Source organism: Thalassospira sp. TSL5-1 (genome assembly GCF_001907695.1).
Taxonomy (GTDB): Bacteria; Pseudomonadota; Alphaproteobacteria; order Rhodospirillales; family Thalassospiraceae; genus Thalassospira.
Genome location: NZ_KV880637.1, coordinates 1,933,790 through 1,958,036 on the forward strand (window position 1 = coordinate 1,933,790; position 24,247 = coordinate 1,958,036).

The 24,247-nt window shown below is 53.0% G+C and carries 24 protein-coding genes; 12 read left to right on the forward strand and 12 right to left on the reverse strand.

What is annotated here, in order from left to right; all coding sequences use genetic code 11:
• Nucleotides 1-132: 132 nt before the first annotated feature.
• The 10 genes from LF95_RS09140 to LF95_RS09185 all read left to right on the forward strand — a co-directional run bounded on the left by LF95_RS09140 (nucleotide 133) and on the right by LF95_RS09185 (nucleotide 10,530).
• Complete coding sequence (locus LF95_RS09140) at nucleotides 133-1,008, forward strand: ABC transporter permease (RefSeq protein ID WP_073954643.1); 876 nt, start codon at nucleotides 133-135, stop codon at nucleotides 1,006-1,008.
• Nucleotides 1,009-1,020: 12 nt separating this feature from the next.
• Complete coding sequence (locus LF95_RS09145) at nucleotides 1,021-1,830, forward strand: ABC transporter permease (protein WP_073954644.1); 810 nt, start codon at nucleotides 1,021-1,023, stop codon at nucleotides 1,828-1,830.
• Nucleotides 1,831-1,905: 75 nt separating this feature from the next.
• Complete coding sequence (locus LF95_RS09150) at nucleotides 1,906-3,060, forward strand: extracellular solute-binding protein (RefSeq protein ID WP_073954645.1); 1,155 nt, start codon at nucleotides 1,906-1,908, stop codon at nucleotides 3,058-3,060.
• An 89-nt stretch (nucleotides 3,061-3,149) separates the two neighbouring features.
• On the forward strand, nucleotides 3,150-4,250 hold the full coding sequence (locus LF95_RS09155) for an ABC transporter ATP-binding protein (RefSeq protein WP_073954646.1): 1,101 nt from the start codon (nucleotides 3,150-3,152) through the stop codon (nucleotides 4,248-4,250).
• Between the two features lie 23 nt (nucleotides 4,251-4,273).
• Nucleotides 4,274-5,644: an aminotransferase family protein gene (locus tag LF95_RS09160; protein WP_073954647.1), complete on the forward strand. Its 1,371-nt coding sequence runs from the start codon at nucleotides 4,274-4,276 to the stop codon at nucleotides 5,642-5,644.
• A gap of 1 nt (nucleotide 5,645) precedes the next feature.
• Nucleotides 5,646-6,575: a 3,5-dioxohexanoate:acetyl-CoA acetone transferase gene (locus LF95_RS09165; protein WP_073954648.1), complete on the forward strand. Its 930-nt coding sequence runs from the start codon at nucleotides 5,646-5,648 to the stop codon at nucleotides 6,573-6,575.
• Nucleotides 6,576-6,646: 71 nt separating this feature from the next.
• Nucleotides 6,647-7,678 (forward strand): histone deacetylase family protein, encoded by a 1,032-nt coding sequence (locus LF95_RS09170; protein WP_215905660.1) that lies wholly within the window; start codon nucleotides 6,647-6,649, stop codon nucleotides 7,676-7,678.
• Nucleotides 7,675-8,835 (forward strand): NAD(P)/FAD-dependent oxidoreductase, encoded by a 1,161-nt coding sequence (locus LF95_RS09175; RefSeq protein ID WP_073954649.1) that lies wholly within the window; start codon nucleotides 7,675-7,677, stop codon nucleotides 8,833-8,835. Before LF95_RS09170 ends, LF95_RS09175 begins: the two co-directional genes overlap by 4 nt.
• The gene (locus tag LF95_RS09180; protein WP_073954650.1) at nucleotides 8,832-10,133 is read left to right on the forward strand and encodes a M20 family metallopeptidase; all 1,302 of its coding nucleotides are present in this window, start codon (nucleotides 8,832-8,834) and stop codon (nucleotides 10,131-10,133) included. The genes LF95_RS09175 and LF95_RS09180 overlap by 4 nt, the downstream gene beginning before the upstream one ends.
• Before the next feature lie 49 nt (nucleotides 10,134-10,182).
• Nucleotides 10,183-10,530: a RidA family protein gene (locus LF95_RS09185; protein WP_073954651.1), complete on the forward strand. Its 348-nt coding sequence runs from the start codon at nucleotides 10,183-10,185 to the stop codon at nucleotides 10,528-10,530.
• A gap of 96 nt (nucleotides 10,531-10,626) precedes the next feature.
• Here the strand turns inward: LF95_RS09185 and LF95_RS09190 are convergent, their stop codons facing one another.
• Nucleotides 10,627-11,889, reverse strand: a complete 1,263-nt coding sequence (locus LF95_RS09190) for a bifunctional alpha/beta hydrolase/OsmC family protein (RefSeq protein ID WP_073954652.1) — start codon at nucleotides 11,887-11,889, stop codon at nucleotides 10,627-10,629.
• Nucleotides 11,890-11,997: 108 nt separating this feature from the next.
• Here LF95_RS09190 and LF95_RS09195 point away from each other — a divergent pair, with 108 nt between their 5' ends.
• Nucleotides 11,998-12,537, forward strand: a complete 540-nt coding sequence (locus LF95_RS09195; RefSeq protein WP_073954653.1) for a GNAT family N-acetyltransferase — start codon at nucleotides 11,998-12,000, stop codon at nucleotides 12,535-12,537.
• On the opposite strand, the gene LF95_RS09200 is transcribed toward LF95_RS09195, so the two are convergent.
• From LF95_RS09200 to LF95_RS09235, 8 genes are all read right to left on the reverse strand, one after another.
• Nucleotides 12,534-13,031 (reverse strand): thioesterase family protein, encoded by a 498-nt coding sequence (locus LF95_RS09200; RefSeq protein WP_073954654.1) that lies wholly within the window; start codon nucleotides 13,029-13,031, stop codon nucleotides 12,534-12,536. The two genes, LF95_RS09195 and LF95_RS09200, sit on opposite strands and share 4 nt — an antisense overlap.
• Nucleotides 13,028-13,969 carry a bifunctional Delta(1)-pyrroline-2-carboxylate/Delta(1)-piperideine-2-carboxylate reductase gene (locus tag LF95_RS09205; protein ID WP_073954655.1) on the reverse strand — a complete coding sequence of 314 codons (942 nt, stop codon included), beginning with the start codon at nucleotides 13,967-13,969 and terminating at the stop codon, nucleotides 13,028-13,030. Before LF95_RS09205 ends, LF95_RS09200 begins: the two co-directional genes overlap by 4 nt.
• A 136-nt stretch (nucleotides 13,970-14,105) precedes the next feature.
• Entirely contained in the window at nucleotides 14,106-14,954 is an 849-nt protein-coding gene (locus LF95_RS09210) for an alpha/beta hydrolase (RefSeq protein WP_073954656.1), read from the reverse strand.
• 40 nt (nucleotides 14,955-14,994) lie between these two features.
• Entirely contained in the window at nucleotides 14,995-15,681 is a 687-nt protein-coding gene (locus LF95_RS09215; protein WP_073954657.1) for an ABC transporter ATP-binding protein, read from the reverse strand.
• Nucleotides 15,681-16,445, reverse strand: coding sequence for an ABC transporter ATP-binding protein (locus tag LF95_RS09220; RefSeq protein ID WP_073954658.1), 765 nt, complete (start codon nucleotides 16,443-16,445; stop codon nucleotides 15,681-15,683). Before LF95_RS09220 ends, LF95_RS09215 begins: the two co-directional genes overlap by 1 nt.
• The gene (locus LF95_RS09225; protein ID WP_073954659.1) at nucleotides 16,438-17,445 is read right to left on the reverse strand and encodes a branched-chain amino acid ABC transporter permease; all 1,008 of its coding nucleotides are present in this window, start codon (nucleotides 17,443-17,445) and stop codon (nucleotides 16,438-16,440) included. The genes LF95_RS09220 and LF95_RS09225 overlap by 8 nt, the downstream gene beginning before the upstream one ends.
• Nucleotides 17,438-18,352: a branched-chain amino acid ABC transporter permease gene (locus LF95_RS09230; protein ID WP_073954660.1), complete on the reverse strand. Its 915-nt coding sequence runs from the start codon at nucleotides 18,350-18,352 to the stop codon at nucleotides 17,438-17,440. Before LF95_RS09230 ends, LF95_RS09225 begins: the two co-directional genes overlap by 8 nt.
• 72 nt (nucleotides 18,353-18,424) lie before the next feature.
• Entirely contained in the window at nucleotides 18,425-19,615 is a 1,191-nt protein-coding gene (locus LF95_RS09235; RefSeq protein ID WP_073954661.1) for an ABC transporter substrate-binding protein, read from the reverse strand.
• Between the two features lie 237 nt (nucleotides 19,616-19,852).
• On the opposite strand from LF95_RS09235, the gene LF95_RS09240 reads away from it, so the two are divergent.
• On the forward strand, nucleotides 19,853-20,338 hold the full coding sequence (locus LF95_RS09240; protein ID WP_073954662.1) for a hypothetical protein: 486 nt from the start codon (nucleotides 19,853-19,855) through the stop codon (nucleotides 20,336-20,338).
• A gap of 78 nt (nucleotides 20,339-20,416) precedes the next feature.
• On the opposite strand, the gene LF95_RS09245 is transcribed toward LF95_RS09240, so the two are convergent.
• The 3 genes from LF95_RS09245 to LF95_RS09255 all read right to left on the reverse strand — a co-directional run bounded on the left by LF95_RS09245 (nucleotide 20,417) and on the right by LF95_RS09255 (nucleotide 24,146).
• Entirely contained in the window at nucleotides 20,417-21,481 is a 1,065-nt protein-coding gene (locus LF95_RS09245; RefSeq protein ID WP_073954663.1) for a D-TA family PLP-dependent enzyme, read from the reverse strand.
• Nucleotides 21,482-21,496: 15 nt separating this feature from the next.
• Nucleotides 21,497-22,963 (reverse strand): M81 family metallopeptidase, encoded by a 1,467-nt coding sequence (locus LF95_RS09250; protein ID WP_073954664.1) that lies wholly within the window; start codon nucleotides 22,961-22,963, stop codon nucleotides 21,497-21,499.
• A 124-nt stretch (nucleotides 22,964-23,087) separates the two neighbouring features.
• Complete coding sequence (locus tag LF95_RS09255) at nucleotides 23,088-24,146, reverse strand: TRAP transporter substrate-binding protein (protein ID WP_073954665.1); 1,059 nt, start codon at nucleotides 24,144-24,146, stop codon at nucleotides 23,088-23,090.
• Nucleotides 24,147-24,247 lie beyond the last annotated feature (101 nt).

Consider the following 24,247-nt stretch of genomic DNA (forward strand, 5'->3'; position numbering starts at 1 on the left):
CTACTTATCTATTTGCGCTATAGGCAAGCATAAGGTGAAATATCGCCAATATGGAAACCGGCAAGACAGATTGCCCGGCATAAAAAGCCAACAAAACAATATTCCTTTATGCCGCATAAACGGGAGGCCCACATGGCCGCTGGTGTCGCAAGGGCGCAAAAACGCGCCCCGTGGATACTGCTTTCGCCGTCACTGGTGACGATCGGATTTTTGCTGATCATACCGATGATGTTTATCGTGGTTTATTCCTTCTGGCTGCGCACGGCAACCGGCGCGGATCAAAGCGGCTTTTACCTTGATAACTGGCAGGAAGTTCTCTCCGATCGCTTTTATCGCGACATCCTGTTGCAAACCCTGAAAATCGCCTTTTTCACCACCATCATTTGCGCGGTCATCGGCTATATTCCAGCTTATTTCGTCGCCAATACCCGGATGCGATCAAAAACACTGCTGCTGATCATGCTGATGCTGCCATTCTGGATCAGCTACATCATCCGTACCATGTCCTGGATCAATATTCTGGGTACGTCGGGCGCTATTAACGGCCTGTTGCTGTGGGCGGGCATTATCGATAACCCGCTAAATATGCTCTATAACCAGACAACGGTTATTCTCGGTCTGGTGCATTATTTACTGCCTTTCATGATTTTGAATGTCTATGTCAGCCTGGAAGGCATTGACAAAAACCTGACCGAAGCTGCCGAAAGCCTGGGCTGCAATGGCTTCCAGGCCTTCCGCGAAGTTACATTGCCGCTTTCCTTTCCCGGTCTGGCGGCAGGCTCGCTTCTGTGTTTTGTGCTGGCATCAGGCACCTATATCACCCCGCTTATCCTCGGTGGCCCGCGTGATGCGATGTTTGCCAATCTGGTCTTTGAAGCCATCATTACGCAGCTTAACTGGCCGCTGGGCTCGGCCCTGTCACTGGTTCTTCTGGCACTGCTGGGCGCGCTGGTCGTGATTTACACCCGTTATCTCGGCGTTGATCAAATCGCCAAAAGTTTCCGGTAAGGGGAATTGATCATGATAAAAGGCTGGTCTCTAATCCGTATCGCAACCATTCTGGTTTATCTGTTTTTGTTTGCCCCTGTGGCCGTTGTTATTTTGCTGGCCTTCAATGCCAATCAGTTTGGCAGTTTCCCCATCGAAGGCTTTTCGCTGCGCTGGTTTGACTCCCTATTGCACAACGATGCCATCGTTCGGGCCTTCAAAACCTCGCTGCTACTGGGCGTTCTGACCAGCGCCATTTCCACCACGATTGGCACAATGGCCGCCGTTGCGATGGTCCGTTACGATTTTCCCGGCAAAAAGGCCATTTCCAGCCTGTTAATCGCCCCCATCCTGATCCCGGAGGTGGTGCTGGCTGTGGCCCTGTTGCTGTTCCTGCAATTTTTGGCCCTGCCCAAAAGTTTTGGCCTGCTGTTAATGGGGCATGTGGTCTTCACCCTGCCCTTTGTGCTGCTGGTGGTGCAGGCACGGCTTGTTTCCATTCGCCGCGATGTTGAAGAAGCCGCCATGAGCCTCGGGGCAACACCGATACAGACCTTTTTTGAAATTACTCTGCCGCTGATGCTGCCAGCCGTAATGGCCGGGATGCTGTTTTCCTTCACCATTTCGTTTGACGACATTACCGGCACGCTGTTCTGGAAACCAGGTGGTGTTGAAACAGTCCCCACACAAATTTTTGCCATGCTGCGCAATTCCATCAGTCCGGAAATCAATGCCTTGGGTGCCGTTATGGTGATTTTTACCGTCGCCCTGCCCCTTGTCGCCACTGCCATTGCACGTCGCCTTTCAGCCGCGCGCATAAAAACCAACAAAGCCAAACAATGAAACGGGTACACCCGTCACAAAACACAACAAAAAGACAAAACCAAAATATCAAACCTTTATCAGGAGGCTTAACCCATGGATGAGACGAAACGCTACGAACGCCTGCTAAGCCGTTATAGAAATGGCGACATTAACCGCCGTACTTTTTTGACCGTACTGGGTGCTGCTGGCGTTACAGCAGGAATCGTCGGCGGACCGATGGGCATGCTGGTAAAATCCGCCAAGGCGGCAACCCCGCAACAGGTTCGCTTTGATGGCTGGGGCGGCGTTGTATCTGAAGCATTTGAAAAATACGCCTTCGAACCCTACACAAAAAAAACCGGTATCAAGGTGGTTTCGGGCACCTTTGGCGGGGCGGATGAATATCTGGCACGGGTTAAATCCAGCCAGCCAGGCGAATTTAATCTGGCCCATCTTTCTGGTGTGTTTGATTACGCCCGCTATCACGGCCTGGAGCTCAGCTCGGAACTTAATGAAGCCAATATTCCCAACCTAAAAACGGTCATTACCAACCTGATCGAACCTTTACGCAAAATCTCGGACGGTAAACTCTCCGCCGTGCCCTACGATTATGGCACCACCGGTATTGCCTATAACCGCAAACATATCAGCGATGATGAAGCCAAAGCCAAAGGGGCCAAGCTGATGGTTGATGACGCCTATAAAGGCAAAATCGGCGGCTGGGCGGAGTGGAAAACCCGTATCTGGTATGGCGCCCTGCAATCCGACCAGGACCCGAATAACATTCAGGATATGGAAGCGGTTTGGGACATGATCCGTAAGCATCGGGATCTGGCCCTTAAATACTGGACCTCAGGCGCGGAACTGATGAGCCTGCTTGCCGAAGAGGAAATTTATGTCACCGAAGGCTGGTCGGGCCGTATTCGGGCCCTTCAGGATCAGGGGCATGATATTGGCTATTTTGACCCCAAAGGCGGCCTTGGCTGGCAGGAATGTATCTTCGTTCTGAAAGGAAGCCCGATGGCCGCCTGCGAAGAACTGCTCAACTTCATGCTGGAACCCGAAGTCGCCATTGCGGTGGCCGAAGGGCAGTTCTATCCGCCTGCGCTTGACCCGCAAAAGGTGGAACTGGGCAAGATCATCCCCACCCTGCCCGCCTTTGACCCCACCGGCACACTCGATGGCCTTAGCTTTTTTGATCCGGCTTACTGGAACAAAAACGAAGCCGACTGGTCCAAGAAATTCTCGCGGGTACAGCGCGGTTATTAACCACGTTCCGCCAAGACAACCCGGCTTTGCCAATGTCTCCCCTCTGCGGGCCGGGTTGTTTTAAAAACCAATGACAAAGGTTTGAAAACATGGCCCAACGCCAGCATGCTGTTGAAATGCGCAATGTCGTAAAACGATATGGCGAATTCACTGCCGTTAAAAAAATGGATCTGACCGTTCCTGAAAACAGCTTTGTCACGTTTTTGGGGCCATCGGGATGTGGTAAAACCACAACCCTGCGCATGATTGCAGGCCTGACGGACATTACCGAAGGCGACCTTATCATCCGGGACCGGCGGGTTAACGACCTGCCCATCCATAAACGCAATCTGGGGCTGGTCTTTCAGAATTACGCCCTGTTTCCACACAAAACCATTTTTGAAAATATCGCCTTTGGCCTGAAATATCGCAATGTCAACAAGGCCGATATTGCGCAAAAGGTTAAATCCGCCCTGGATCTGGTGCAGTTGCCACATGTAGCGGACCGCTACCCCAACCAGCTTTCTGGCGGGCAACAACAGCGTATTGCCCTGGCCCGCGCCATTGTGATTGAACCAGATGTATTGCTGCTTGACGAACCCCTGTCGGCCCTTGATGCGAACCTGCGCGAAGAAATGCGTGTCGAGCTGAAACGTATTCAACGCGAATTGGGCGTTGCCACCGTTTTTGTCACCCATGACCAGTCCGAAGCCCTGGCAATGTCAGACAAACTGGTGGTTATGAAAGACGGCATTGTCGAACAGGAAGGCGCACCGCAAGACGTTTACAATAACCCATCATCGGCCTTTGTGGCCGATTTTCTGGGGCATTCCAACATCTTTACCGGAAAATTGTCCGAACCATCGGGTGAGACAGCACCTGTCGAACTTGAAGGCGGAACAATCCTTCGAACCACTGCCCATCAAATACAGCGTGTTAACCGCCAGCAAAATATTCGTGCCGTTATCCGGGCAGAAAAAATTATGGTTTCAACCAATCAAAGCCCGGCCTCAAACGATAGCACCAGCATCCCCGGCCGCATCAAAACCGTTGATTATCTGGGGCAAATGGCCCGCTATTTCATCACTGCCGAGGGCCAGGACTGGCAAGTGATCAACCCGATTGATCAGCATCCCTTTGGCGAAGGTGCCGAGATTTTCATGCACATTCCTGCACGTAACTGTGTGTTGTTACCCGGTCATACCGACTGACCGGTTTTAGAAAGCCCCACGAAATGACCCATGAAACGACAAAAGCCGGGCATAACCGGGATTCCAAGCTGTTCTATCAAAGCCGTTCCCGTCGCCCGCTGATTGACCACGCCAAAGGCGTGTATATGTGGGATGTGAATGGCCAGCGTTACATCGATGCGTCCAGCGGCGCGATGGTCAGCAATATTGGCCATAGTGATCCGCGTGTTCTTGCTGCCATGCAAGCCCAAATGGAACAGGCGACTTTCGCCTACCGCCTGCATTTTGAAAATGAGGCCGCCGAGACTTTGGCCTGGCGCCTGGCCCAATATGCGCCGGGCGATCTGGAGCGGGTGTTTTTTGTTTCCGGCGGGTCGGAGGCTGTTGAAAGCTGCCTGAAACTGGCGCGCCAATACACGCTTGCCATTGGGCAGGCGCAGCGCAGCAAGGTCATTTCACGCTTTCCCAGCTATCATGGTTCGACCCTGGGCGCGCTTGCGATCACCGGATATACACCGATGCACGCGCCCTTTGCCCCAATGATGGTGGACCAACCCAAAATCCCGGCACCAACATGTTATCTGGACCGCGATGACCTGAGTGATCATGAACGCGGCCTGAAATATGCAAACATGCTGGAAGCCGAAATTCTGCGCCAGGGGCCGGAAACCGTGCTGGCCTTTATCATGGAGCCTGTCGGTGGAGCCGCCACGGGTGCCCTTGTTGCACCTGACAGCTATTACCAGCGGATTCGCAACATATGCGACCAATATGGCGTGTTGTTGATTTATGACGAGGTCATGACCGGGGCGGGCCGCACCGGCAAATATTTTGCCGCCGAACACTGGAATATCGTGCCCGATATTATCGCCGTCTCCAAGGGACTGGCAGCAGGTTACGCACCGCTGGGCGCCATGATTGCCCCGGACCGGATCGTCAGCCCCGTGCTGGATCATGGCGGATTTATTCATGGTTACACCTATGCGGGCAACCCGATTGCCTGTGCGGCGGGCAATGCCGTGCTTGATGTAATTGAACAGGATAACCTGCTGGAAAATGCCACGTCTTCAGGGGCCTCCCTGAAAGCCGAACTGACCAAACTGATGGCGTCATTCCCCTTCATCGGCGATGTCCGTGGCAAGGGCCTGTTGCTGGCACTCGAACTTGTTGCCAATCGCGACACAATGGAACCGATTGCCCCCAAGCATATGGCCGCTGCAAGGCTGGTCGATATTGCTTACGACAAAGGGCTGATCATTTACTGGCGGCGTACCCGGGGCGGGTATCGTGGCGATCATATTATGGTTTGCCCACCCCTAACCATCACCCCCGACCAGTTTGGCGATATTCTTGATCCGTTGCGCGATGCCCTGACCCAGCTTGAAAGCGAACTCAAACAGGCGGGAGCAATTTGATATGGCCCATAAAGTCATTATCACCTGTGCCATCACTGGTTCGGTTCATACGCCGTCCATGAGCCCATATTTGCCCATCACACCCGATGAAATTGCCGAACAGGCCATTGCGGCCGCACAGGAAGGGGCCGCTATTTTGCACCTTCATGCCCGCGACCCCAAAACCGGCTTCCCCGCCCCGGACCCGGGACTTTTCAGGCAATTTTTGCCTAAAATCCGCGAGGCCACCGAGGCGGTGGTCAATATCTCGACCGGCGGTGGCATGACCATGACGGTTGAGGATCGCATCCAGGCAGCGCAAACCACATCGCCGGAAATGGCGTCGCTTAACCTTGGCAGCATGAATTTTGGTCTGTTTCCGGCATTAAAGCGCAAAACCGAATGGCAGCATGACTGGGAACCGGACTTCCTCGAAAGCAGCCGTGATTTCATATTTAGAAATACCTTTTCAGATATTGAAACAATCCTTGCGCAACTGGGCGACGCCAACGGCACCCGCTTTGAATTTGAATGTTACGATGTAGGCCATCTTTATACCCTGGCCCATTTCATCGATCACGGGCTGGTCAAAGGCCCGGTCTTTTTACAGTTTGTGCTGGGTGTTTTGGGTGGCATCGGTGCCGATCCTGAAAACCTGATGCACATGAAGGCCACCGCAGACCGGCTTTTTGGCGACCAGTACCGTTTTTCCGTTTTAGGTGTTGGTCGGGCCCAAATGCCCTTTGCCGCCATGTCGGCCAGTATGGGCGGTCATGTGCGTGTTGGCCTGGAAGACAACCTTTACATCTGCAAAGGCGAACTGGCGCGTAACAATGCCGAACAGGTTAAGAAGGTTTGCGATATTCTGACCGGCTTGAACCTTGACATCGCCACACCGGACGAAGCCCGCGCCATGCTGGGCCTCAAGGGATATGACAAAGTCGGGTTTTAGCCCGGCCAGCCACAATGTTTTATCCCATCCCTGATGCGTCACCACCACACGACCAAGGAAAGGGCGGCAAAATGATGCAGGCCTATTTTTCACCCGATCAAATGTTGCATCACGGCCAGACCTTTCTGGTTGGCGGTGAACGCAAACCCATTCCCGAAGTACCAGAACGGGCCGAAATCCTCAATTCTGCCCTAAAAAAGCTGTCAATTACGCCCCAACACCCCAACGATTTTGGCCTTGCACCGCTGGCAAAGGTCCATTCGCCGGAATATTTGCTGTTTTTAGAAACAATTCATGACGAATGGCGTGCCAGCGGCGGGGCCGATATCGTGGTGCCGCACATTCACCCGTTTGATCGCACCGGTACCTATCCCGCTACGGCGGCAGGCAAAGCGGGATTTCACCTGTGTGATACATCCTGCCCCATATCGGCCAAGACATGGCAATCCGCACGGGCAAGTGCCAATTGTGCCGTCGCTGCCGCGCAGGATGTACGCGATCACAAAGCGAACATGGCCTATGCCCTGTGCCGCCCGCCGGGCCACCATGCCAGCCGCGAGATTGCCGGCGGTTTTTGTTATCTGAATAATTCGGCCATTGCTGCCATGCAATTACGCGAACGGTTTGACCGTGTCGCGATCCTGGATATCGACCTGCATCATGGCAATGGCACGCAGCACATCTTTTATGACCGCGACGATGTGTTCACCCTGTCCATCCATGCCGATCCGGCCGGTTTTTATCCGTTCTACTGGGGCCATTCCCATGAACGCGGAACAGGCCGGGGTCTGGGCTATAATCGCAACTTTCCCTTGCCACTTGGCAGTGGCGATGATGTGTTTTTGAACGCCCTTGATGACGCAATAATGCTTATTGAGAAATATGCCCCCGGTGCCCTGATCCTGGCCTGCGGCCTTGATGCCTCAGGCGATGACCCTTTTGGCGGACTAAATGTCTCGACCGACGGTTTTGGCAAAATCGCCCGTAAAATCAGCTTGATCGGCCTGCCCACCGTGATAGTTCAGGAAGGTGGATATGTCAGCCCGTCTCTGGGTGACAACCTTGTTCAGTTCCTTGGAAGTTTTGCGGAGGCACGATCATGACTTCAGCCGACATCATTATCATCGGGGGCGGTATTGCCGGGATGTCTGCCGCCTATTTTCTGGCGCAAAAAGGCAAAAAAGTCATCGTGCTGGAACGCGAGGACCAACCGGGCTATCACTGCACCGGGCGTTCAGCCGCACTCTACAGCGAAACCTATGGCCCGAAGATCATTCGCAAAATGTCAACCGCCAGCCGGTCCTTTTTCCTGACCCCGCCCGAAGGTTTCACCGACCACCCCATTCTGACCCCGCGTGGCATGCTGATTATGGCAATGCCCGGCGAAGAAACGCAACTGGACGAACTTCTAACCGAAGGTCGTGCCAATGGTGCGGATGTTCAGGCCCTGACACCGGATCAAATCGGTGAGTTGATCCCGATTATTGATACCCGGCAGTTTATTGGCGGCGCACTGGAACCCGCCGCAATGGATATTGATGTTCATGCCCTGCATTGGGGCTTTATTCGCCAGTTCAAAAAGATGAATGGCACAATTGTCACCCGCGCCCATGTCGCCAAAATGGAAAAAACCGGCGATAACTGGGTTGTCACCACACACCGCAACGATCAGTTTACAGCCCCGGTTGTTGTCAATGCCGCCGGTGCCTGGGTTGATGAAGTTGCCTGCGCGGCAAATGTCGCCCCGCTTGGCATTACCCCCAAACGCCGCACGGCAGTGATGGTGGACCTTCCGGCTGGCATCAATGCCGAAAAATGGCCCATGACGGCCACCATCGAAGAAGGACTTTATTTCAAACCCGATGCCGGGCGATTGCTGGTCTCCCCCGCAGATGCCACACCAACCACCCCGCAAGACATCCAGCCCGAAGAACTCGATGTGGCGATTACCATTGACCGGCTTATGACCATGACCAATCTTAATGTCGGCCGCCCCGGTGAAAGCTGGGCTGGATTACGCAGTTTCTTTGCCGATGGCGACCCGGTATCGGGTTTTGATACCAACAAAAAGGGCTTTTACTGGCTGGCAGGGCAAGGGGGCTACGGCATTCAAACGGCCCCGGCAATGGGGGAATTTGCTGCCTGCATGATTTGCGGTGAAGACATTCCTGAACGCATGAAGCAACTGGGCATCACACAGGATGCCCTGTCCCCTGCCCGTCCGGGGCTTGCCGCACAAACAACCGAACCCGCATCATGACCGGCAAGGCAACAACAGCAGCAGCCACACGAACAGCCCTGCGTAAAGCCGTCCATGCCCGGCGCGATCAGATTTTGAGCGACCTTGCCGATCTGGTCGCCCATCCAAGCCTTTTGGGCACCGAATACGGCGCACAGGAATGGATGGCGGAAAAATATCAGTCGATGGGGCTGGTTGTTGAGAAAGTCGCCATTGATACTGAAAAACTGCGCGACAAGCCCGGTTTTTCACCGCCCGTTATTGAAAACTATGATGGCCGGGAAAATATTATTGGCCTGTATCAGCCGCAAAAACAAACCGGCAAAAGCCTGATTCTGAACGGCCATATTGATGTAGTGCCAACCGGCCCGGCAGAACTTTGGCAGCAACCACCTTTTACCCCGCATGTCATCGGCGATTGGCTCTATGGCAGGGGTGCCGGCGATATGAAGGCGGGGCTTATTGCCAGTTGCCATGCCTTCGAGGCCCTGTGTGATGCAAACCTTCTGCCTGCCGCCCCGGTGATCTTCCAATCCGTGGTCGAGGAAGAATGCACCGGTAACGGCGCCCTGGCCTGCCTTCACGCCGGATACCGTGCTGATTGCGCCATCATCCCCGAACCATTTAACCAAACCCTGATGACTGCGCAATTGGGGGTTATGTGGTTTCAGCTAACCGTTACCGGCAGCCCGGCCCATGTGCTGGATACGTCGGCAGGCAGCAATGCCATCGAGGCTGCCTATGGCTTTTTTGAAACGCTAAAGGAAGTTGAAGACCTTTGGAATCAGCCGGACCATCGCCACGCGGCTTATGCCGCCCATGATCACCCGGTAAATTTCAACCTGGGTAAAATATCAGGCGGGGAATGGGCCTCGACCGTGCCGCCAGTATGCGAGGCCGATATTCGCATTGGCTTTTATCCCGGTATGGATATGGCAAAAATCCGCAAGATCATCGAGGACGTTGCGCAATCGGCCCGTCAGAATCATCCGTCTTGCAAGGGTGCCACCTTTGACATCACCTATCGCGGTTTTCAGGCCGAAGGATGCGTCATGGATGAAACCCATCCCATGATGCAAACCATTGGCCGCTTGCATCAGGAAGTAACGGGGGATGCGATAAAAAACTACGCATCAACGGCAACAACGGATGCCCGTTTTTTCCAGATCTATGGCAATATCCCGGCCACATGTTACGGACCAAAGGCAGAACGCATTCATGGCATTGATGAACGGGTGTCGATTTCTTCGCTCATGCAAGTGACCGAAGTTCTCGCCCTGTTTGTGGCTGACTGGTGCGGAACACTGCCGCGTTCCTGAACCACACCTTAAATCTTATAATCTTATCATCTTATAAACGGAGTATCTTATGAGCATTGAACGTTTTCATACCGGCCATCGCATGAGTCAGGCTGTTGTACATGGCAACACGGTTTACCTGGCAGGCCAGGTTGGTGAAGCGGGCGCATCCGTCACCGAGCAGACCAAAAAATGCCTGGAACAGGTTGATGCCCTGCTGGCCGAATGTGGTTCAAGCAAGGAAAAAATCCTTCAAACCATTATCTGGCTGGCCGATATGAATGATTTCGCTGAAATGAATGCCGTTTGGGATGCTTGGGTTCCGCAGGGTCATACGCCGGCACGCGCCTGTGGCGAAGCCAAGCTGGCAACGCCGGATTACAAGGTGGAATTCATCGTTACCGCCGCCAAAGACTAACATGACGTCATTTATTGCCAGGCAGAGGAGCCCCTCTGTCTGGCTTTTTTATAACGCGATCACATAGCCTGCGGCATCAAGAACGAACAGACGTGCCTAGCCTTCCTGCTGATCGCGTGCGTCGCGCGTAACAATCACGGAATGTCCTTCCAGCGTTTGGTGAACAGGGCATTTATTGGCGATTTCGATCAGACGCTGGCGGACGTCATCATCAAAATCCCCATGCAGGGTAATGATGCGTTCAAAACGGTCAATTTTGGCACCGTGTTCCCGTGCACTTTCGCTACAATCAATGCAATCATCAGCATGTATTTTCTGGTGTGATACCTGCACGGAAATGCCATCCAGCAGGATTTTCTTGCGATCAGCATACATACGGATCGTCATGGATGTACAGGCCCCCAGGGCAGATGCCAAAAAATCATAGGGGGATGGCCCGCTATCCAACCCGCCAACGGCCTCTGGTTCATCAGCAATGAAACGATGACGCCCCGAAACCAGCATGGTCTGAAATTTTCCCAGCCCGGTTTCACGCGCCTTAACACCATCAGGCCCTTCCCCGGCGGCAGCCACCAACGATTTTGCCGCATCCGTTTTGACGATATAAGGTCTCGCCCAGGCGGCAATCACACCGGCGACATAGGCCGCATCCTCGGACGCACGTAAAAGATGGTCCGCTTTATCAAGCGAAATAAAGCTTTTGGGATGTTTGGCGGCGGTAAAAATACGCGTTGCATTGTCAATTCCGACGGTTTGATCCAGCGGACCATGCAGCACCAGCAACGCCTTGTGAAGCTGGGAAACGGACTTTTCGATGTCATGCCCGGCAAGATCATCAAGGAACTGTTTTTTGATGGTAAAGGGCCGCCCACTCAGCGAAACTTCCGCCTGCCCTGCCTTGCGGATTTCATCGAGCTTGGCGGCAAAATTTTCCGTTACATGCGCCACATCTGCCGGGGCTGCAATGGTGGCAACAGCCTGCGCCTCGGGGATATCTTTGGCAACTGCAAGCATCGCCGCCCCCCCCAGCGAATGACCGATCAGCAATTTCGGGGCTTCAAACTCGTCACGCAGATATTGTGCAGCCCGGCGTAAATCTTCCAGGTTAGATGTAAAACTGGTTGATCCAAAATCGCCCCCCGAACCACCAAGCCCGGTAAAATCAAACCGTAAAACAGCGACACCTTGCACATTGAGCGCCTGGGAAATTTTGCGGGTCGCCGTCAGGTCCTTGGTGCAGGTAAAACAATGCGCAAACAGGGCATAAGCCAGAACAGGCCCAGCCGGCAAATCCAGTCGCGCGGAAAGCGATGCACCCATAGCACCTTCAAAACTCAGCTTTATCGCGCGAATTGTCATGTTTTTCTCCGTTGCTGTGGGTCAAATACATTTTGACAAATTGATAATATATTACCAGCTTAACGGGTAATTATTATATGTTTTTTACGCTAGAAGGATGGCCTTGCAATGCTGCCCATCAAAACATCCCGGCTGGTCCTAAGAGCAGCAACACATGATGACGCAGCTTTTGTTCTGGAACTGCTTAATCAGCCAGACTGGCTTGAATATGTTGGGGATCGCAACATTGGCGATCAGGCTGCAGCAGCGGTTTATATTAATGAACGGCTGATTAGCGCCTATGAACGCACCGGATTTGGCCTTTATATGGTGGACCTTGCCAAAACCGGCGAAACGATTGGCCTGTGTGGCCTTGTAAAACGTGAAAACCTGCCCGATCCAGACATTGGTTTTGCCTTTTTACGCGAATGGCAGGGCAAGGGCTTTGCCCGCGAAGCCGCCCAGGCAACATTAGGTCATGCCTATAGAGACCTTGGCTTAAAACGAGTTGTCGGTTTTACGTTACCGGAAAATGAACGTTCCATTCGCCTGCTGGAAAGCTTGGGCATGGTGTTTGAACGCCAAGTCTATATTGATGACAACCGCGAGGCCTGTAATCTTTACGTTCCGGCAAAGGAACATCAACCGTCGGCCTATGGCGCATTCTAATTACGCCGGATGCCTATCCTGCGCCCCACCCCCGATGGCACAGGCAAATGTTCCTGCGCCTTGCGAATGCCATCCAAAGTTTGAAAAATATCATCGGGGAACGGGGCCGAACGCCGGGTTTCCATGTTGATGTGCATGGTAATGATTTCGTTGGTGGCCGAAAGCCAGCCTTCCTCCGCATGGCGCATTTCATGATACATGTGAATGCGTTTGGCATCGCAATCAAGCACACGGGTATGAAGTTCAAACCTGTCACCCAGATGGATTTCCCGATCATAGGTCGCGTGCATTTCAAGCGCAAAGGTCGATCCCCCGCGCCGGGCGGGATATGTCCTGCCCAGCCCTACAGCATCCAAAAATGCCAATGAGCCCAGATTAAACGCCACGATATAATACCCGACATTCACATGACCGTTGAAATCGATCCATTCAGGCAGAACATCGCCACGATAGCTGATCAGCATATCCGGGCCGAAAAGAGTGGAGCTGATCATTTATCCAGAGCCTCGACAACACTTACGGCAGCAGCAAAATCTTCCAGCGCGTGACCAACGGATTTGAAAACAGTGCATTCATCATCCGACTGGCGCCCTTTGACTTTCCCGCACGTTAGATCAAACAAATCCCCGTTAATGTCATCCTTGCTGATCGCCCCGGATGCAATTGCCTGCACAACATCCCCGCCTTCGGCCGAGGCACCATCGAAGCTGTCCACATAGATGCGGCATTTCTGCATAACCGCATCATCGGTTTCGCGCATGGTGGGCTTGAACGCCCCAACCAGATCAACATGCACCCCGGCAGGCAGCCAGGCCCCACGTACCAGCGGTTCCGTGCTCAGCGTGGCGCAGGAAATAATATCCGCCGTACCACAGGCGGCCTCCAAATCATCCGTCCCGCTGGCCTTAAACCCCAAAAGTTCAACTTCACGCGCCAAAGTCACCGCCTTTTCCGGGCGGCGATTCCAGATCGTGACTTTTTTGATCGGGCGGACTGCTGCATGAGCCGCAATCAGGTTGGGGGCCATCGCACCCGTACCCACCATCACCAAATGGCTGGCATCCGAACGGGCCAGATAATCGGCCGCCAGCGCCGATGCGGCAGCGGTGCGGCGGGTTGTTAAACGTGTACCATCCAGCACGGCTTTGGGTTGCCCCGTGACACCATCAAGCAAAATGTAAATGCCAGATACCGCCGGAAGATTACGCTGCGCATTGCCCGGCACGACGGCAGCCACCTTTACGCCCGCTGCACCGTCTTTTTCCCAGGACGGCATCACAAGCAGGGTGGCATCATCCTCGCTGGAACGTTCCATGTTAAAATGACTGCGCAAGGGTGTCTCGCAGCCCTTTGCAAACCAGGTGCGCAGGGCCTCAACCATGTCGCGCGGGGGAACAGAACGATCAATATCTTCGGCGGTGACAAAACGCATGGGGCCTACCTGTAAAATTTGTGATTATTCAATTGGTAACGCACAATAACCCTATCATGTTGACCGGGCATCGTCACCGTAACAAACCACTGTTTTACCTGGGCACAACGCCTGTATCATGCTGGTTTTACGCGATTTAGCTTATAATACGCTTTAGATTTCCATAAAGCGCACCGCTGAGGGTATAAAGCTCCTCCAGGACGGTAAAATGGTTCGCCCCCCATGCCTGACGAACCGGAACATTCGATCCACTTTTGCTGCAATAGGCAGCATAGGCCTGACTTTGTCGCAAAAATTCAGGTGTTTCCAGTGCGCCCACCACCAGCATCATATTCGGCCCCACCGGCACCGCATCAAGCATTGGCGAGTTATCAGCAGCACTTTCTTCGGTCAGATGAATATCATTATTGATACTGGTAAAGCGTAACGGAGCCAGATCAAACACGCCTGACACCGGAATAACGGCGTTAAACGGGCTCGCATCGCCAATTTCTCCATGCCAGTCATGGGCGGCCAGCCGGGCGACAATCTGCCCGCCAGCGGAATGGCCGGAAATGCTTAACCGATCACGATCGCCATTAAAATCATCGATATGGTCGTAAATATAGGCAATGCACCGGATCGCCTGTTGCGTAATCTCGGCCACGGTAACATCGGGGCACAAATCATAATTGGCCAAAACAACTGTAAAACCGTCTGCCACCATGTCACGCGCAATAAAGGCATAGTCGCGCTTGTCCTGGCTGCGCCAGTAACCCCCATGAAAAAACACATGGATCGGAGATTTTGGGTCAGCCGCCGGGAAAACATCCATCGTCTCTTTGGGGCCGGGGCCAAACCGCACATCGGCAAGATGATGCAAGTCTGCACGGGTTTTTTCCGATTGTGCAACAAAGCGGGAAAAATGATCAGCAAAATCCGGCACGGTTTCGCGCGGGTTATACTGCCATTCGACCTCTGCTGCTGTAAAACCACCCCACCCCATATGTATTTTTCCTGTTTTGCTGTGCCTATCGTCAAATATGTCAAATACCCAAATGATTTTTCTTTATTTCCGGCGTATTTGCAAATTCTTCCGAAGAACCATTCCAGACAATGCGTCCTTTTTCCAGAACATAATGCCTGTCGCACACCGCCATCAACGCATCCAGATTGCCATCAATGATCAATACCGTCTGGCGCATGTCACGCAATTTGCGAATGCAGGCCCAAATATCGGTCCGAATAACCGGAGCCAGCCCCTCGCTTGCTTCATCGAAAATCAACAAGTCAGGATTGGTCAACAGCGCCCGACCAATCGCCAGCATTTGCTGTTCACCGCCCGAAAGCTGATTGCCCATATTGTTCTGACGTTCGGCCAGACGCGGAAACAAGTCGTAAATCTGCGCCAGGTCCCAGCCCTGGCCGCGTGCCGTTGCCACCAGATTTTCGCGAACCGACAGATTGGGGAAAATCTGCCGTCCTTCGGGCACCAGACCGATCCCGGCGCGGGCAATACGAAAGGATTTATGACGCGAAATGTCGCTGCCGTTAAAAAGGATGGTGCCAGAACGTGGCGGAGTTAACCCCATGATGGAACGAACCGTGGTGGTTTTTCCCATGCCGTTCCGGCCCAGAAGGCTGACAATTTCACCTGCGTTAATTTGTAAATTTACACCAAACAAAACCTGGCTGCTGCCATAACTGGTTTCGACATTTTGCAACTCCAGCATCAGTATCCCTCCGCCAGATAAGCCTTTTGCACATCTGCATTGTCACGGATTTCATCGACAGTGCCCGATGCAATCACCGCACCATTCACCAAAACCGAAATCACATCAGCCAGGCGAAAAACGATATTCATGTCATGCTCAACCAGCAGAATGGCAAAATCCTGTTTAAGCCGTTCCAGCAATTCGGCCAATTGGGTACTTTCGGTGGGGCCCATGCCCGCCATTGGTTCGTCTAGCAGCAAGACCTTGGGTTCAAGTGCCAGGGCCATTGCAATTTCAAGCTGGCGTTTTTGCCCGTGGGCCAAATCGGCAGCACGCCGGTTCGCAAACCCGGCCAAACCAACCAGGGTTAATAATTCAGTGGCACGGTGATTGATGCCTTTATCCCGGCCAACGGCCCGCCAAAATGAAAAATGATGCCCGGCACGCGATTGCACGGCAACGGCGACATTTTCAGCAACGGTAAAATCATCAAAAATCGCGGTGATCTGAAACGACCGCGCGACCCCCATTCGCGCCCGCTTGGGCATGGAATAACGGGTAATGTCCTGCCCGCAAAACCAAACCTGACCTTCATCGGGGTGCAATTCGCCCGACAATTGCGACAGGGCCGTGGTTTTCCCTGCCCCATTCGGGCCGATCAGGGCATGAATTTTACCCGTTTCCAATTGCAGCGAGAGGTTATCGGTCGCCCGCAAACCGCCATAGCTTTTAAACAGGTTTTTGGCCTCGAATACCGGGCCGATGGTGCGTTGTTCAACCATGATCATCCCCGGATTTTATGGATGCCTTGCCATTGCCGGTCAGGAAACCGGCAATCCCGCCCCGGAAAAACACCACAACCAAAATCAGGATCGGCCCCAAAATCACCTGCCAGTGTTCGGTAAAGGATACCAGGCTTTCTTCCAACAGAAACAGGGCCAGCGCCCCGTAAACCGGCCCGACAAGAGTTCCCATCCCGCCCAGGATCACAATCACCATCAATTCGCCGGACCGTGACCAGTGCAAAAGACCAGGGCTGACAAATTCGGAATGATTGGCAATCAGCGCGCCCGCAAGGCCGCCAATGGCGGCAGAAATGCAAAAAGCCACCAGCTTATAAAGCAGCGGGTCATAGCCAAGCGCCCGCATCCGCCGTTCATTTTGCTTGCAGCCAACAATGACGCGCCCAAAACGCGACGCCACCAGCCGGGACAGGAAAAACCACACTGCCAGCAAAATGGTAAAACACAGATAATAGAACGTATTGCGGTCATAAAGGTCCAAACCGGGAAGGGTATTGCGATCCCATAACGACAGCCCGTCCTCCCCACCATATTGCGACAGCGAGACGAAGAAAAAATAAAACAATTGCGCAAAGGCCAGGGTGATCATAATGAAATAAACACCCGATGTGCGCAGGCTGATCAGCCCGATAATTGCCCCAAAAAAGGCCGCCACCAGCATGGCAAGCGGCCAGACCACCAGGGCTGCATTACTGCCTGTCCAGCCAAAAATAAAATCGCTGCCATCAAAGGCGTGGGTGCCCAAAATACCCGCTGTATAGGCGCCAATGCCAAAAAATGCCGCATGCCCAAAACTGACCATGCCACCAAAGCCAATGATCAAATCCAGCCCGACAGCCGCCACAGCATAAATCAGCGCGCGATTGAACATCGTGATCAAAAAGGAATTATCAAAGGCATGGGCAATGGGTGGCACCAGCGCCAGCAGCCCGAAAATCGCCAATGTTACCCAGCTTTTACGTGAAAAATTCTTAACCATGTGTCTGGAACAACCCCCGTGGTCGGAAGGCCAGAACAACGGCCATCAAAATATAAATCATCATCGATGCAAGCGACGCCCCTGCCCCGTCCGCAACGGATGGCGGCAACCACAGGCGCATCAAATCGGGGATGTAAACCCGGCCCAGTGTATCGGTCAGGCCAATCAACAATGCCCCGGCAACCGCACCGCGAATGGAGCCAATACCGCCAATCACAATGACCACAAATGTCAGAATAAGGATATTTTCGCCCATACCGGACTGAACGGCACTAAAAGGTGCCGCCATGACGCCAGCCAAACCGGCAAGGGCCGCGCCAAAACCAAACAACACCGTATAAAGCAGTGAAATATTCACCCCAAGTGCACCAATCATTTCCCGGTTCGATGCCCCGGCACGGATCCACATGCCAATGCGGGTTTTCATCACCAGAAAATACAAAAGCCCGGTCACAACAATACCCGTCACAATCACAGCAAGGCGAAAGGCGGGATAAGGTGCGCCGGGGATCAGCTCCACCGTGCCAGACAGAAAATCAGGGGTGTTCATGGCAACGGGCTGCCGACCCCAAATAATGCTGACCATTTCATTAAAAAACAATATCAGACCGAATGTCGCCAATACCTGGTCCAGATGATCCCGGCGATAAAGGCGACGCATAATGACAAATTCCATTGCCATCCCGGTTATGGCGGCAGCGGCAATACCAGCCAGCAAACCCAGAAAAAAGCCCGACCCATGCGCAATGGCGGTTGCCCCGACATAGGCGCCCACCATAAATAACGACCCATGCGCGAGATTGATCAGGTTCATGATCCCAAAAATAAGGGTCAGCCCCGATGCCATCAAAAGCAGGGTTACGCCAAATTGCAGCCCGTTTAAAAGCTGCTCCAGGAATAAAAGCATAACTGTTTTCCGGTGCAGAAGTGGTGGAACGGCTGGCAAAAGCCAGCCATTCACCGGTTACGCCAGGCAAAATTACATTTTGCACTCGGATGCGTAGGCATCGACATGATCGGAAAACACTTTGCCAACCAGTTTGTTGGTAAAGCCACCATCCGGGTCCGCAACAACCTCACGGATATAAAAGTCCTGGATCGGATGATTATTATTGCCAAATTTGAAATTACCCCGAACCGAGGTAAAATCGGCCTTTTTCAAGGCCGTGCGGAATTCATCCTTTTTCGACATATCCCCGCCAACGGCCGCAATGGCACTACCAATCAGATTAGCGGCATCATAGGCCTGCATCGAATACTGGCTGGGTTTGGCACCATATTTGGCGACATAGCTGGCGACAAATTTTTTCGACGCCTCATTATCCATATCAGGCGACCAGAGCGATGAATTCTTCATCCCCTCTGCGGCCTCGCCTACAGCATCGACCATATGTTCATCAGCTGAAAATGCCGGGCCAAACAGCGGAATTTCGTCTTTCAAACCCGCCTGGGCATATTGCTTGATAAAGTTGATACCCATGCCACCGGGATAAAAGAAAAACACCGCATCCGGCTTTGCCGCACGCAAAGATGCAATTTCAGCGGCATAGTCGGTCTGGCCCAGTTTGGTATAGACCTCGTCCACGATATCGCCCTTGTAGAACCGCTTGAAACCAGACATCGCGTCTTTGCCCGCCGGATAGTTCGGAGCCAGCAAATAGACCTTTTTATAGCCCTGGTCCTGAACATACTGGCCCATTGCTTCGTGGATATTGTCGTTCTGATAGGCCGCGTTAAAATAGTTTGCGTCACATTTCGCACCGGCCAGCAAACTGGGACCTGCATTGGTGGAAACATAAATGATGCCATCCCGCACAACTTTCGGCACAACGGCCATCGCCACATTCGAGAAAACAATACCTGTCATCAGATCAACATGTTCGCTCTCGATCATGCGGGTGGCAATCTGACGTGCCGTTTCGGGTTTTAAACCGTCATCCTCGACAATCAGGTTAATATCGGCCCCCCCAAGCTTGCCGCCCTGTTCAGATATCGCGAGTTCAAACCCCTTGCGCGTGTCATCTCCCAGATATCCCGCACCAGTAGACAGGGTTGTAATCAAACCGATTTTAACCGGTTCAGCCGCCTGCGCACCGAATGTTGCGATACAGCTACCCATCATCGCGGCGGCTGCCCCCAGCAATACGGCCTTTTTGCCTTTTAGTGACATTTCAAATGTCTCCCTGAAGCCTGACTATGAATGGTTTATTATGGTTGTTCTTTGTCGTCTTTCTATTGATCCCCAATTTGATCGCCGTTGCAACACACAGTTTGTTTAAGCTTAAAGTTTTTTTATTTCACCTACGTGTAATTGCGTATTTTTTGCCAGTATTCCTGTTATCCACCCGCGAAAAGTGACACAGTGTGCAACCATAAAATGTGCCACTGCCAAAAACAGGGACTCAATATGACCGTCAATCAAACTTGCCCCTTCCCGACCAAGGACGCCGACCGCAACGCCATTTGGGACATGCTTGTCCCGCGCGATATTACGGCCTTTGTCCTGGCGGACTGGTCATTGGTGGAAAATGATTTTGCCGCCAATGGATTTTACGGCATTGACGCCCACACATCAGCCAACCCGGATGACTGGACACTGGCATTCCCCGACCTGTCGGCCTATCGCGATACGTGGTTGTCGCAGGCGCGCGCCAGCCAAAACACCGACTATGCCGAACGGTTATTTGATGCGGTTTTTGCCGCCACCAAACTGGAACATATTGAAATCAATGGCGACCGTGCGCTGGCGCGCAAGCATTTTAACGGCAACATCAAAAAGGCGGATGGCAGCGAAGACCGCCTGTTATGGAAAACGCATTATTACTGCCAAAAAGGGGCGGACGGCAAATGGCGCATTACCGGCTTTATCGGCTATTTGCCCAATAACGACTGACCCAAAACAACAAAGGCGGCACCCCCAAATACGCGGGTGCCGCCTTTATCATATTAACAGATAAACAGATGAAGCCTGTTACAAAACCTTGCCACGGGCGGCAACAAAGGCCGGATTTTCAAAAATATCATTCCGGCAAAGCTGCACATAATCGAACATATTGCTGACCACACAGACATGGTTGGGAATGATGCGGATACGCTGGCCAATTTCAAAGGGCTGTGTTGCCGGATCAAAACTGAGAATGCCGTGTTCTTCGCTTAATCCCTTAACGGAAACATCGGGATGGCCAACGACATAGCCGTAACCCTCAAGCCCCAGCAAATCCGATGTCAGGACCTTTGACCCCGCATCGATAATGGCGCGTCCCGGTGCCGGCAGGGAAACGACTTGCGTCAAGACATGCAAGGCACAATCTTCTTCCTGGCAAACGCCCCGCGCCATCAGCGATTTGTCGTTATAAATATAGGTGCCAATGCGATATTCCGTCACCACCGGGGCCAAATGCGCCTGCCACATATCGGGCGTTCCCCCCGAACTGCGCACCGGGCATTCCAGCCCTACCTTTTCACACGCGGCCATTGCCGCCCGGAAAAATTCTTCGACCCGTGCGGTACCACCATTGGGCGGATAAGTCATCAACCCCATAAATTTCAGGCCGGGCAAATCATTGATCAGAACCGCAAGCTTGGCGGCATCCTCAGGTGTTTGTACCCCGCAGCGCCCTGCCCCGGTATCACATTCAACCAAAACCTCCAGCGGTTTTTCCGCACTGGCAAATGCGCCGGATAATCCCCGAAGAACAACATCATTATCGGCAACAACCCGCAGCAAACCGATCCTGTCGGCAAGCGCACGCAGACGGGCAAGTTTACGATCGCCCAGAATGTTATAGGTGATCAGAATATCATCAATACCGGCATCGGCCATCACCTCGGCCTCGCCGATTTTCTGGCAGGTAATGCCCTTGGCCCCAACGGCAATTTGCTGCAGGGCAAAATCAGGAATTTTGTGGGTCTTGATGTGCGGGCGGAGCGCAATACCGTGTTCGTCGCAATATTCCTGATAATTGCGCAAATTACGCTCGACACAATCCAGGTCAACGATGGCACAGGGCGTTTCAAGCTCGGCAAATTCGGTCATTCTATGCTCGATTCATCATGATGCGGCAGTAAACGGATCATCGACAATAGGCCAAATGTCACGGGTCAGATGTTTATAACCGTTGGTTTTCGGATCAGACGGATAAGGTCCGTGAACATTGACGTAAATGATCTCGCCAGCGATTTTGGCAAACGCATCGTAAAAGTGATTGGTGGATTTGATAAACAGATATTTTTTCGCTTTGGGATCAACGCCCATATTGGCAAAAAGATCCGGATCGAAACTTTGTGCCCGGTTGCTGTTTAAAATGACTTCGCCACCATCAGGCAGTTCAATCAGCGCACAATCGCCCAGCGGCACGATGCTGTCGCCAAAGCTTTGCCAGGAATTACGGCGCAGTTTTTTAACCGTCACCATCGCATCGACCGGAGCGCCCCCGGTCGAGGATGTTTTGCCACCAAAGCGCAAGGGAAGCTGCCCGCCTTCGCCGGCTGAAAAGCAGATCCGCACCGCCATCGGGTCCCAGATTGTGCCAAAGGCATAATCCGTTAGCCCGGCTTCCATTACCTTGCGCAGCAACAGGGTGGAATCACCGGGAACCCCGCCGCCCGGATTATCCCAGACATCGGCGATCACGACGGGAAAACTCGATGAACAAGACAGTTTTTCAAGTGCCTGTTCGGGGGTAATGAAATCGGGCCGCGTGGTGCCGCGAAAACCAAAAAGTTCCATACCCAAATCATGCGACAGGCGCATTGCCAATCCCTTGTCATTATCGGTAATGACAACCACCTTCGCACCCAGGTCCGGCACGTCACCCGCCATGAAGCCGTGAATAACCGAAATCGACAAAATGCCATTTCGGCCTTCCATCGCATTGATGCGGTCAACAAAGGATCGCATCGGTTCACGCGATGTCGGCAGGACCTCGATCATTTTGCAATCAAAGGCCGCCTTTACCGGCGCAATCTCGCCGCGCAGGGTGCGCAACACCAGATCAACGGTACTCGCCCCTGCCGTGACAAAATCGGTATGGGGGAATTCCTTGAACGCGACCAGAATATCAACCGCGTCAAACCGCTTGGCACTTAAATGACTGTGCGGGTCAAAACTGGCCCCAATCACCACCTCCGGGCCAACAATATCACGCACCGATTGCAGCAAATCACCTTCGCAATCAAGATAATCCTGCGCCACCATTGCCCCGTGCAACCCCAGCACCACACCATCGACCGGCATGGCGGCACGTAATTGCGCCAGCACTTCGTCACGCAGGGTTTCATAGGTTTCGCGGTTTACAAGCCCGCCCGGTTCGGCCCAGGTGGCCGTTCCCTCAACCAGTTCCCAGCCCTCAGCCTTCGCGCGGGCGCGGGCAATGGTGAAAACGGCACTGCATAGGGTTGGTGTTTCAGGATGTTCGCCGGGGGCGGCATAAAAACTTTCGCGGAAATCGGCCATATCGGTGCGAAGCGGCGAAAATGTATTGGTTTCGGTTGCGATGGAGGCGCAAAAAATCCGCATACCCGTGTCCTTCTTGATCTTTATATTGGGTAAGTTGTTCAATAAAAATGTGAAAAACGATGAACAGAATAAGGGGTGGCGGGAGGAAGCCGGGAGACAGCCCCCTCCCTGCCTGACGGAAAACTTATTCCGTCAGATACTGTTTTGCGTTGGCTTTGTTGACTTCGGTTTTAAACAGATCCAGCAGTTCAACACCTTTTTCGCCCAGGGTTTCCTGAACGTGTTTTTCCATGACCGGCTGGGTCGCTTCCTTGAACTGTTCGCGTTCTTCCGGCGTCAGGGCATCAATTTCCATTTTGCCCATCAGGCCTTTCAGACCACGATCAGATGCCTCGATCACGCGGGACACACCCCGGCTGGCAACAACACAGGACTGTGCGGCATAACGAACGATGCGCTGCTGATCCGGTGTCAGCCCATCCCAAAAGGTTTTTGACAGCATAAAGGTGTAAGGCGAGAACAAATGATTGGTCAGGGTCAGATATTTCTGAACTTCGTTGAATTTGGCAAAGGTCACAGTCGGGACCGGGTTCATCTGCCCGTCAATCACGCCGGTTTGCAAACCGGCATAAACTTCGCCCCACGCCATCGGGTAGGCTTCGGCACCCAATGCCTGCATGATTTTCTGATGAGATGGCAAAGACATAGTACGAATACGCACGCCTTTGAAATCTGCCAGATTTTTAATTGCGTGTTGCGAGTTGGTTACAGCAAAGAACCCGCCGGTATCGGGGAAACCAAGAACCTCGACATCACCCAGGGTTGCCTCAATATCCTTTGCCAGGGCAACGCCAAACGGCCCATCATACACGTTATAGGTGGCGGCATTGCTGTCAAAGGCGAATGGCAGGTTCAAAACATCGATACGCGGATAATAGGATGCAATGGCCCCGGTTGACGTCAAAGTTGCCTGGATCAGACCATCACGCACCATTTGCACATGTTCAGCCGCAGACCCCAACTGGTTGGACGGATAAACTTCAACCTTGATGGCGCCATTGGTATCGGCCTCGACGATATTGGCGAAAACTGCCGTGCAGGCCTGGGCCGGGTTTTCAAACGGGTCCAGTTTATTGTCATGGGCGAATTTTAGAATCTTTGCTTCGGCATGGGCGGTGCCAACGGTACCGGCCAGCATCGCTGTCGCAGCCATCAAAGCCCCGAAACGTTTTAGTGTTTTCATAATACCTCTCCTGATTGGGTTTATTTTGCGCCCCAAACACCCGGTCCCCAGGGTGATCCGCCCTGGGCAAGGGCGGATAAAAAGTCGTTCTGGCAAGGACC

Excerpts from the sequence above, each read along its gene's own strand:
- LF95_RS09140 (WP_073954643.1), top strand. The coding sequence starts at position 133 with ATGGCCGCTGGTGTCGCAAGGGCGCAAAAACGCGCCCCGTGGATACTG.
- LF95_RS09145 (WP_073954644.1), top strand. The coding sequence starts at position 1,021 with ATGATAAAAGGCTGGTCTCTAATCCGTATCGCAACCATTCTGGTTTAT.
- LF95_RS09150 (WP_073954645.1), top strand. The coding sequence starts at position 1,906 with ATGGATGAGACGAAACGCTACGAACGCCTGCTAAGCCGTTATAGAAAT.
- LF95_RS09155 (WP_073954646.1), top strand. The coding sequence starts at position 3,150 with ATGGCCCAACGCCAGCATGCTGTTGAAATGCGCAATGTCGTAAAACGA.
- LF95_RS09160 (WP_073954647.1), top strand. The coding sequence starts at position 4,274 with ATGACCCATGAAACGACAAAAGCCGGGCATAACCGGGATTCCAAGCTG.
- LF95_RS09165 (WP_073954648.1), top strand. The coding sequence starts at position 5,646 with ATGGCCCATAAAGTCATTATCACCTGTGCCATCACTGGTTCGGTTCAT.
- LF95_RS09170 (WP_215905660.1), top strand. The coding sequence starts at position 6,647 with ATGATGCAGGCCTATTTTTCACCCGATCAAATGTTGCATCACGGCCAG.
- LF95_RS09175 (WP_073954649.1), top strand. The coding sequence starts at position 7,675 with ATGACTTCAGCCGACATCATTATCATCGGGGGCGGTATTGCCGGGATG.
- LF95_RS09180 (WP_073954650.1), top strand. The coding sequence starts at position 8,832 with ATGACCGGCAAGGCAACAACAGCAGCAGCCACACGAACAGCCCTGCGT.
- LF95_RS09185 (WP_073954651.1), top strand. The coding sequence starts at position 10,183 with ATGAGCATTGAACGTTTTCATACCGGCCATCGCATGAGTCAGGCTGTT.
- LF95_RS09190 (WP_073954652.1), bottom strand. The coding sequence starts at position 11,889 with ATGACAATTCGCGCGATAAAGCTGAGTTTTGAAGGTGCTATGGGTGCA.
- LF95_RS09195 (WP_073954653.1), top strand. The coding sequence starts at position 11,998 with ATGCTGCCCATCAAAACATCCCGGCTGGTCCTAAGAGCAGCAACACAT.
- LF95_RS09200 (WP_073954654.1), bottom strand. The coding sequence starts at position 13,031 with ATGATCAGCTCCACTCTTTTCGGCCCGGATATGCTGATCAGCTATCGT.
- LF95_RS09205 (WP_073954655.1), bottom strand. The coding sequence starts at position 13,969 with ATGCGTTTTGTCACCGCCGAAGATATTGATCGTTCTGTTCCCCCGCGC.
- LF95_RS09210 (WP_073954656.1), bottom strand. The coding sequence starts at position 14,954 with ATGGGGTGGGGTGGTTTTACAGCAGCAGAGGTCGAATGGCAGTATAAC.
- LF95_RS09215 (WP_073954657.1), bottom strand. The coding sequence starts at position 15,681 with ATGCTGGAGTTGCAAAATGTCGAAACCAGTTATGGCAGCAGCCAGGTT.
- LF95_RS09220 (WP_073954658.1), bottom strand. The coding sequence starts at position 16,445 with ATGGTTGAACAACGCACCATCGGCCCGGTATTCGAGGCCAAAAACCTG.
- LF95_RS09225 (WP_073954659.1), bottom strand. The coding sequence starts at position 17,445 with ATGGTTAAGAATTTTTCACGTAAAAGCTGGGTAACATTGGCGATTTTC.
- LF95_RS09230 (WP_073954660.1), bottom strand. The coding sequence starts at position 18,352 with ATGCTTTTATTCCTGGAGCAGCTTTTAAACGGGCTGCAATTTGGCGTA.
- LF95_RS09235 (WP_073954661.1), bottom strand. The coding sequence starts at position 19,615 with ATGTCACTAAAAGGCAAAAAGGCCGTATTGCTGGGGGCAGCCGCCGCG.
- LF95_RS09240 (WP_073954662.1), top strand. The coding sequence starts at position 19,853 with ATGACCGTCAATCAAACTTGCCCCTTCCCGACCAAGGACGCCGACCGC.
- LF95_RS09245 (WP_073954663.1), bottom strand. The coding sequence starts at position 21,481 with ATGACCGAATTTGCCGAGCTTGAAACGCCCTGTGCCATCGTTGACCTG.
- LF95_RS09250 (WP_073954664.1), bottom strand. The coding sequence starts at position 22,963 with ATGCGGATTTTTTGCGCCTCCATCGCAACCGAAACCAATACATTTTCG.
- LF95_RS09255 (WP_073954665.1), bottom strand. The coding sequence starts at position 24,146 with ATGAAAACACTAAAACGTTTCGGGGCTTTGATGGCTGCGACAGCGATG.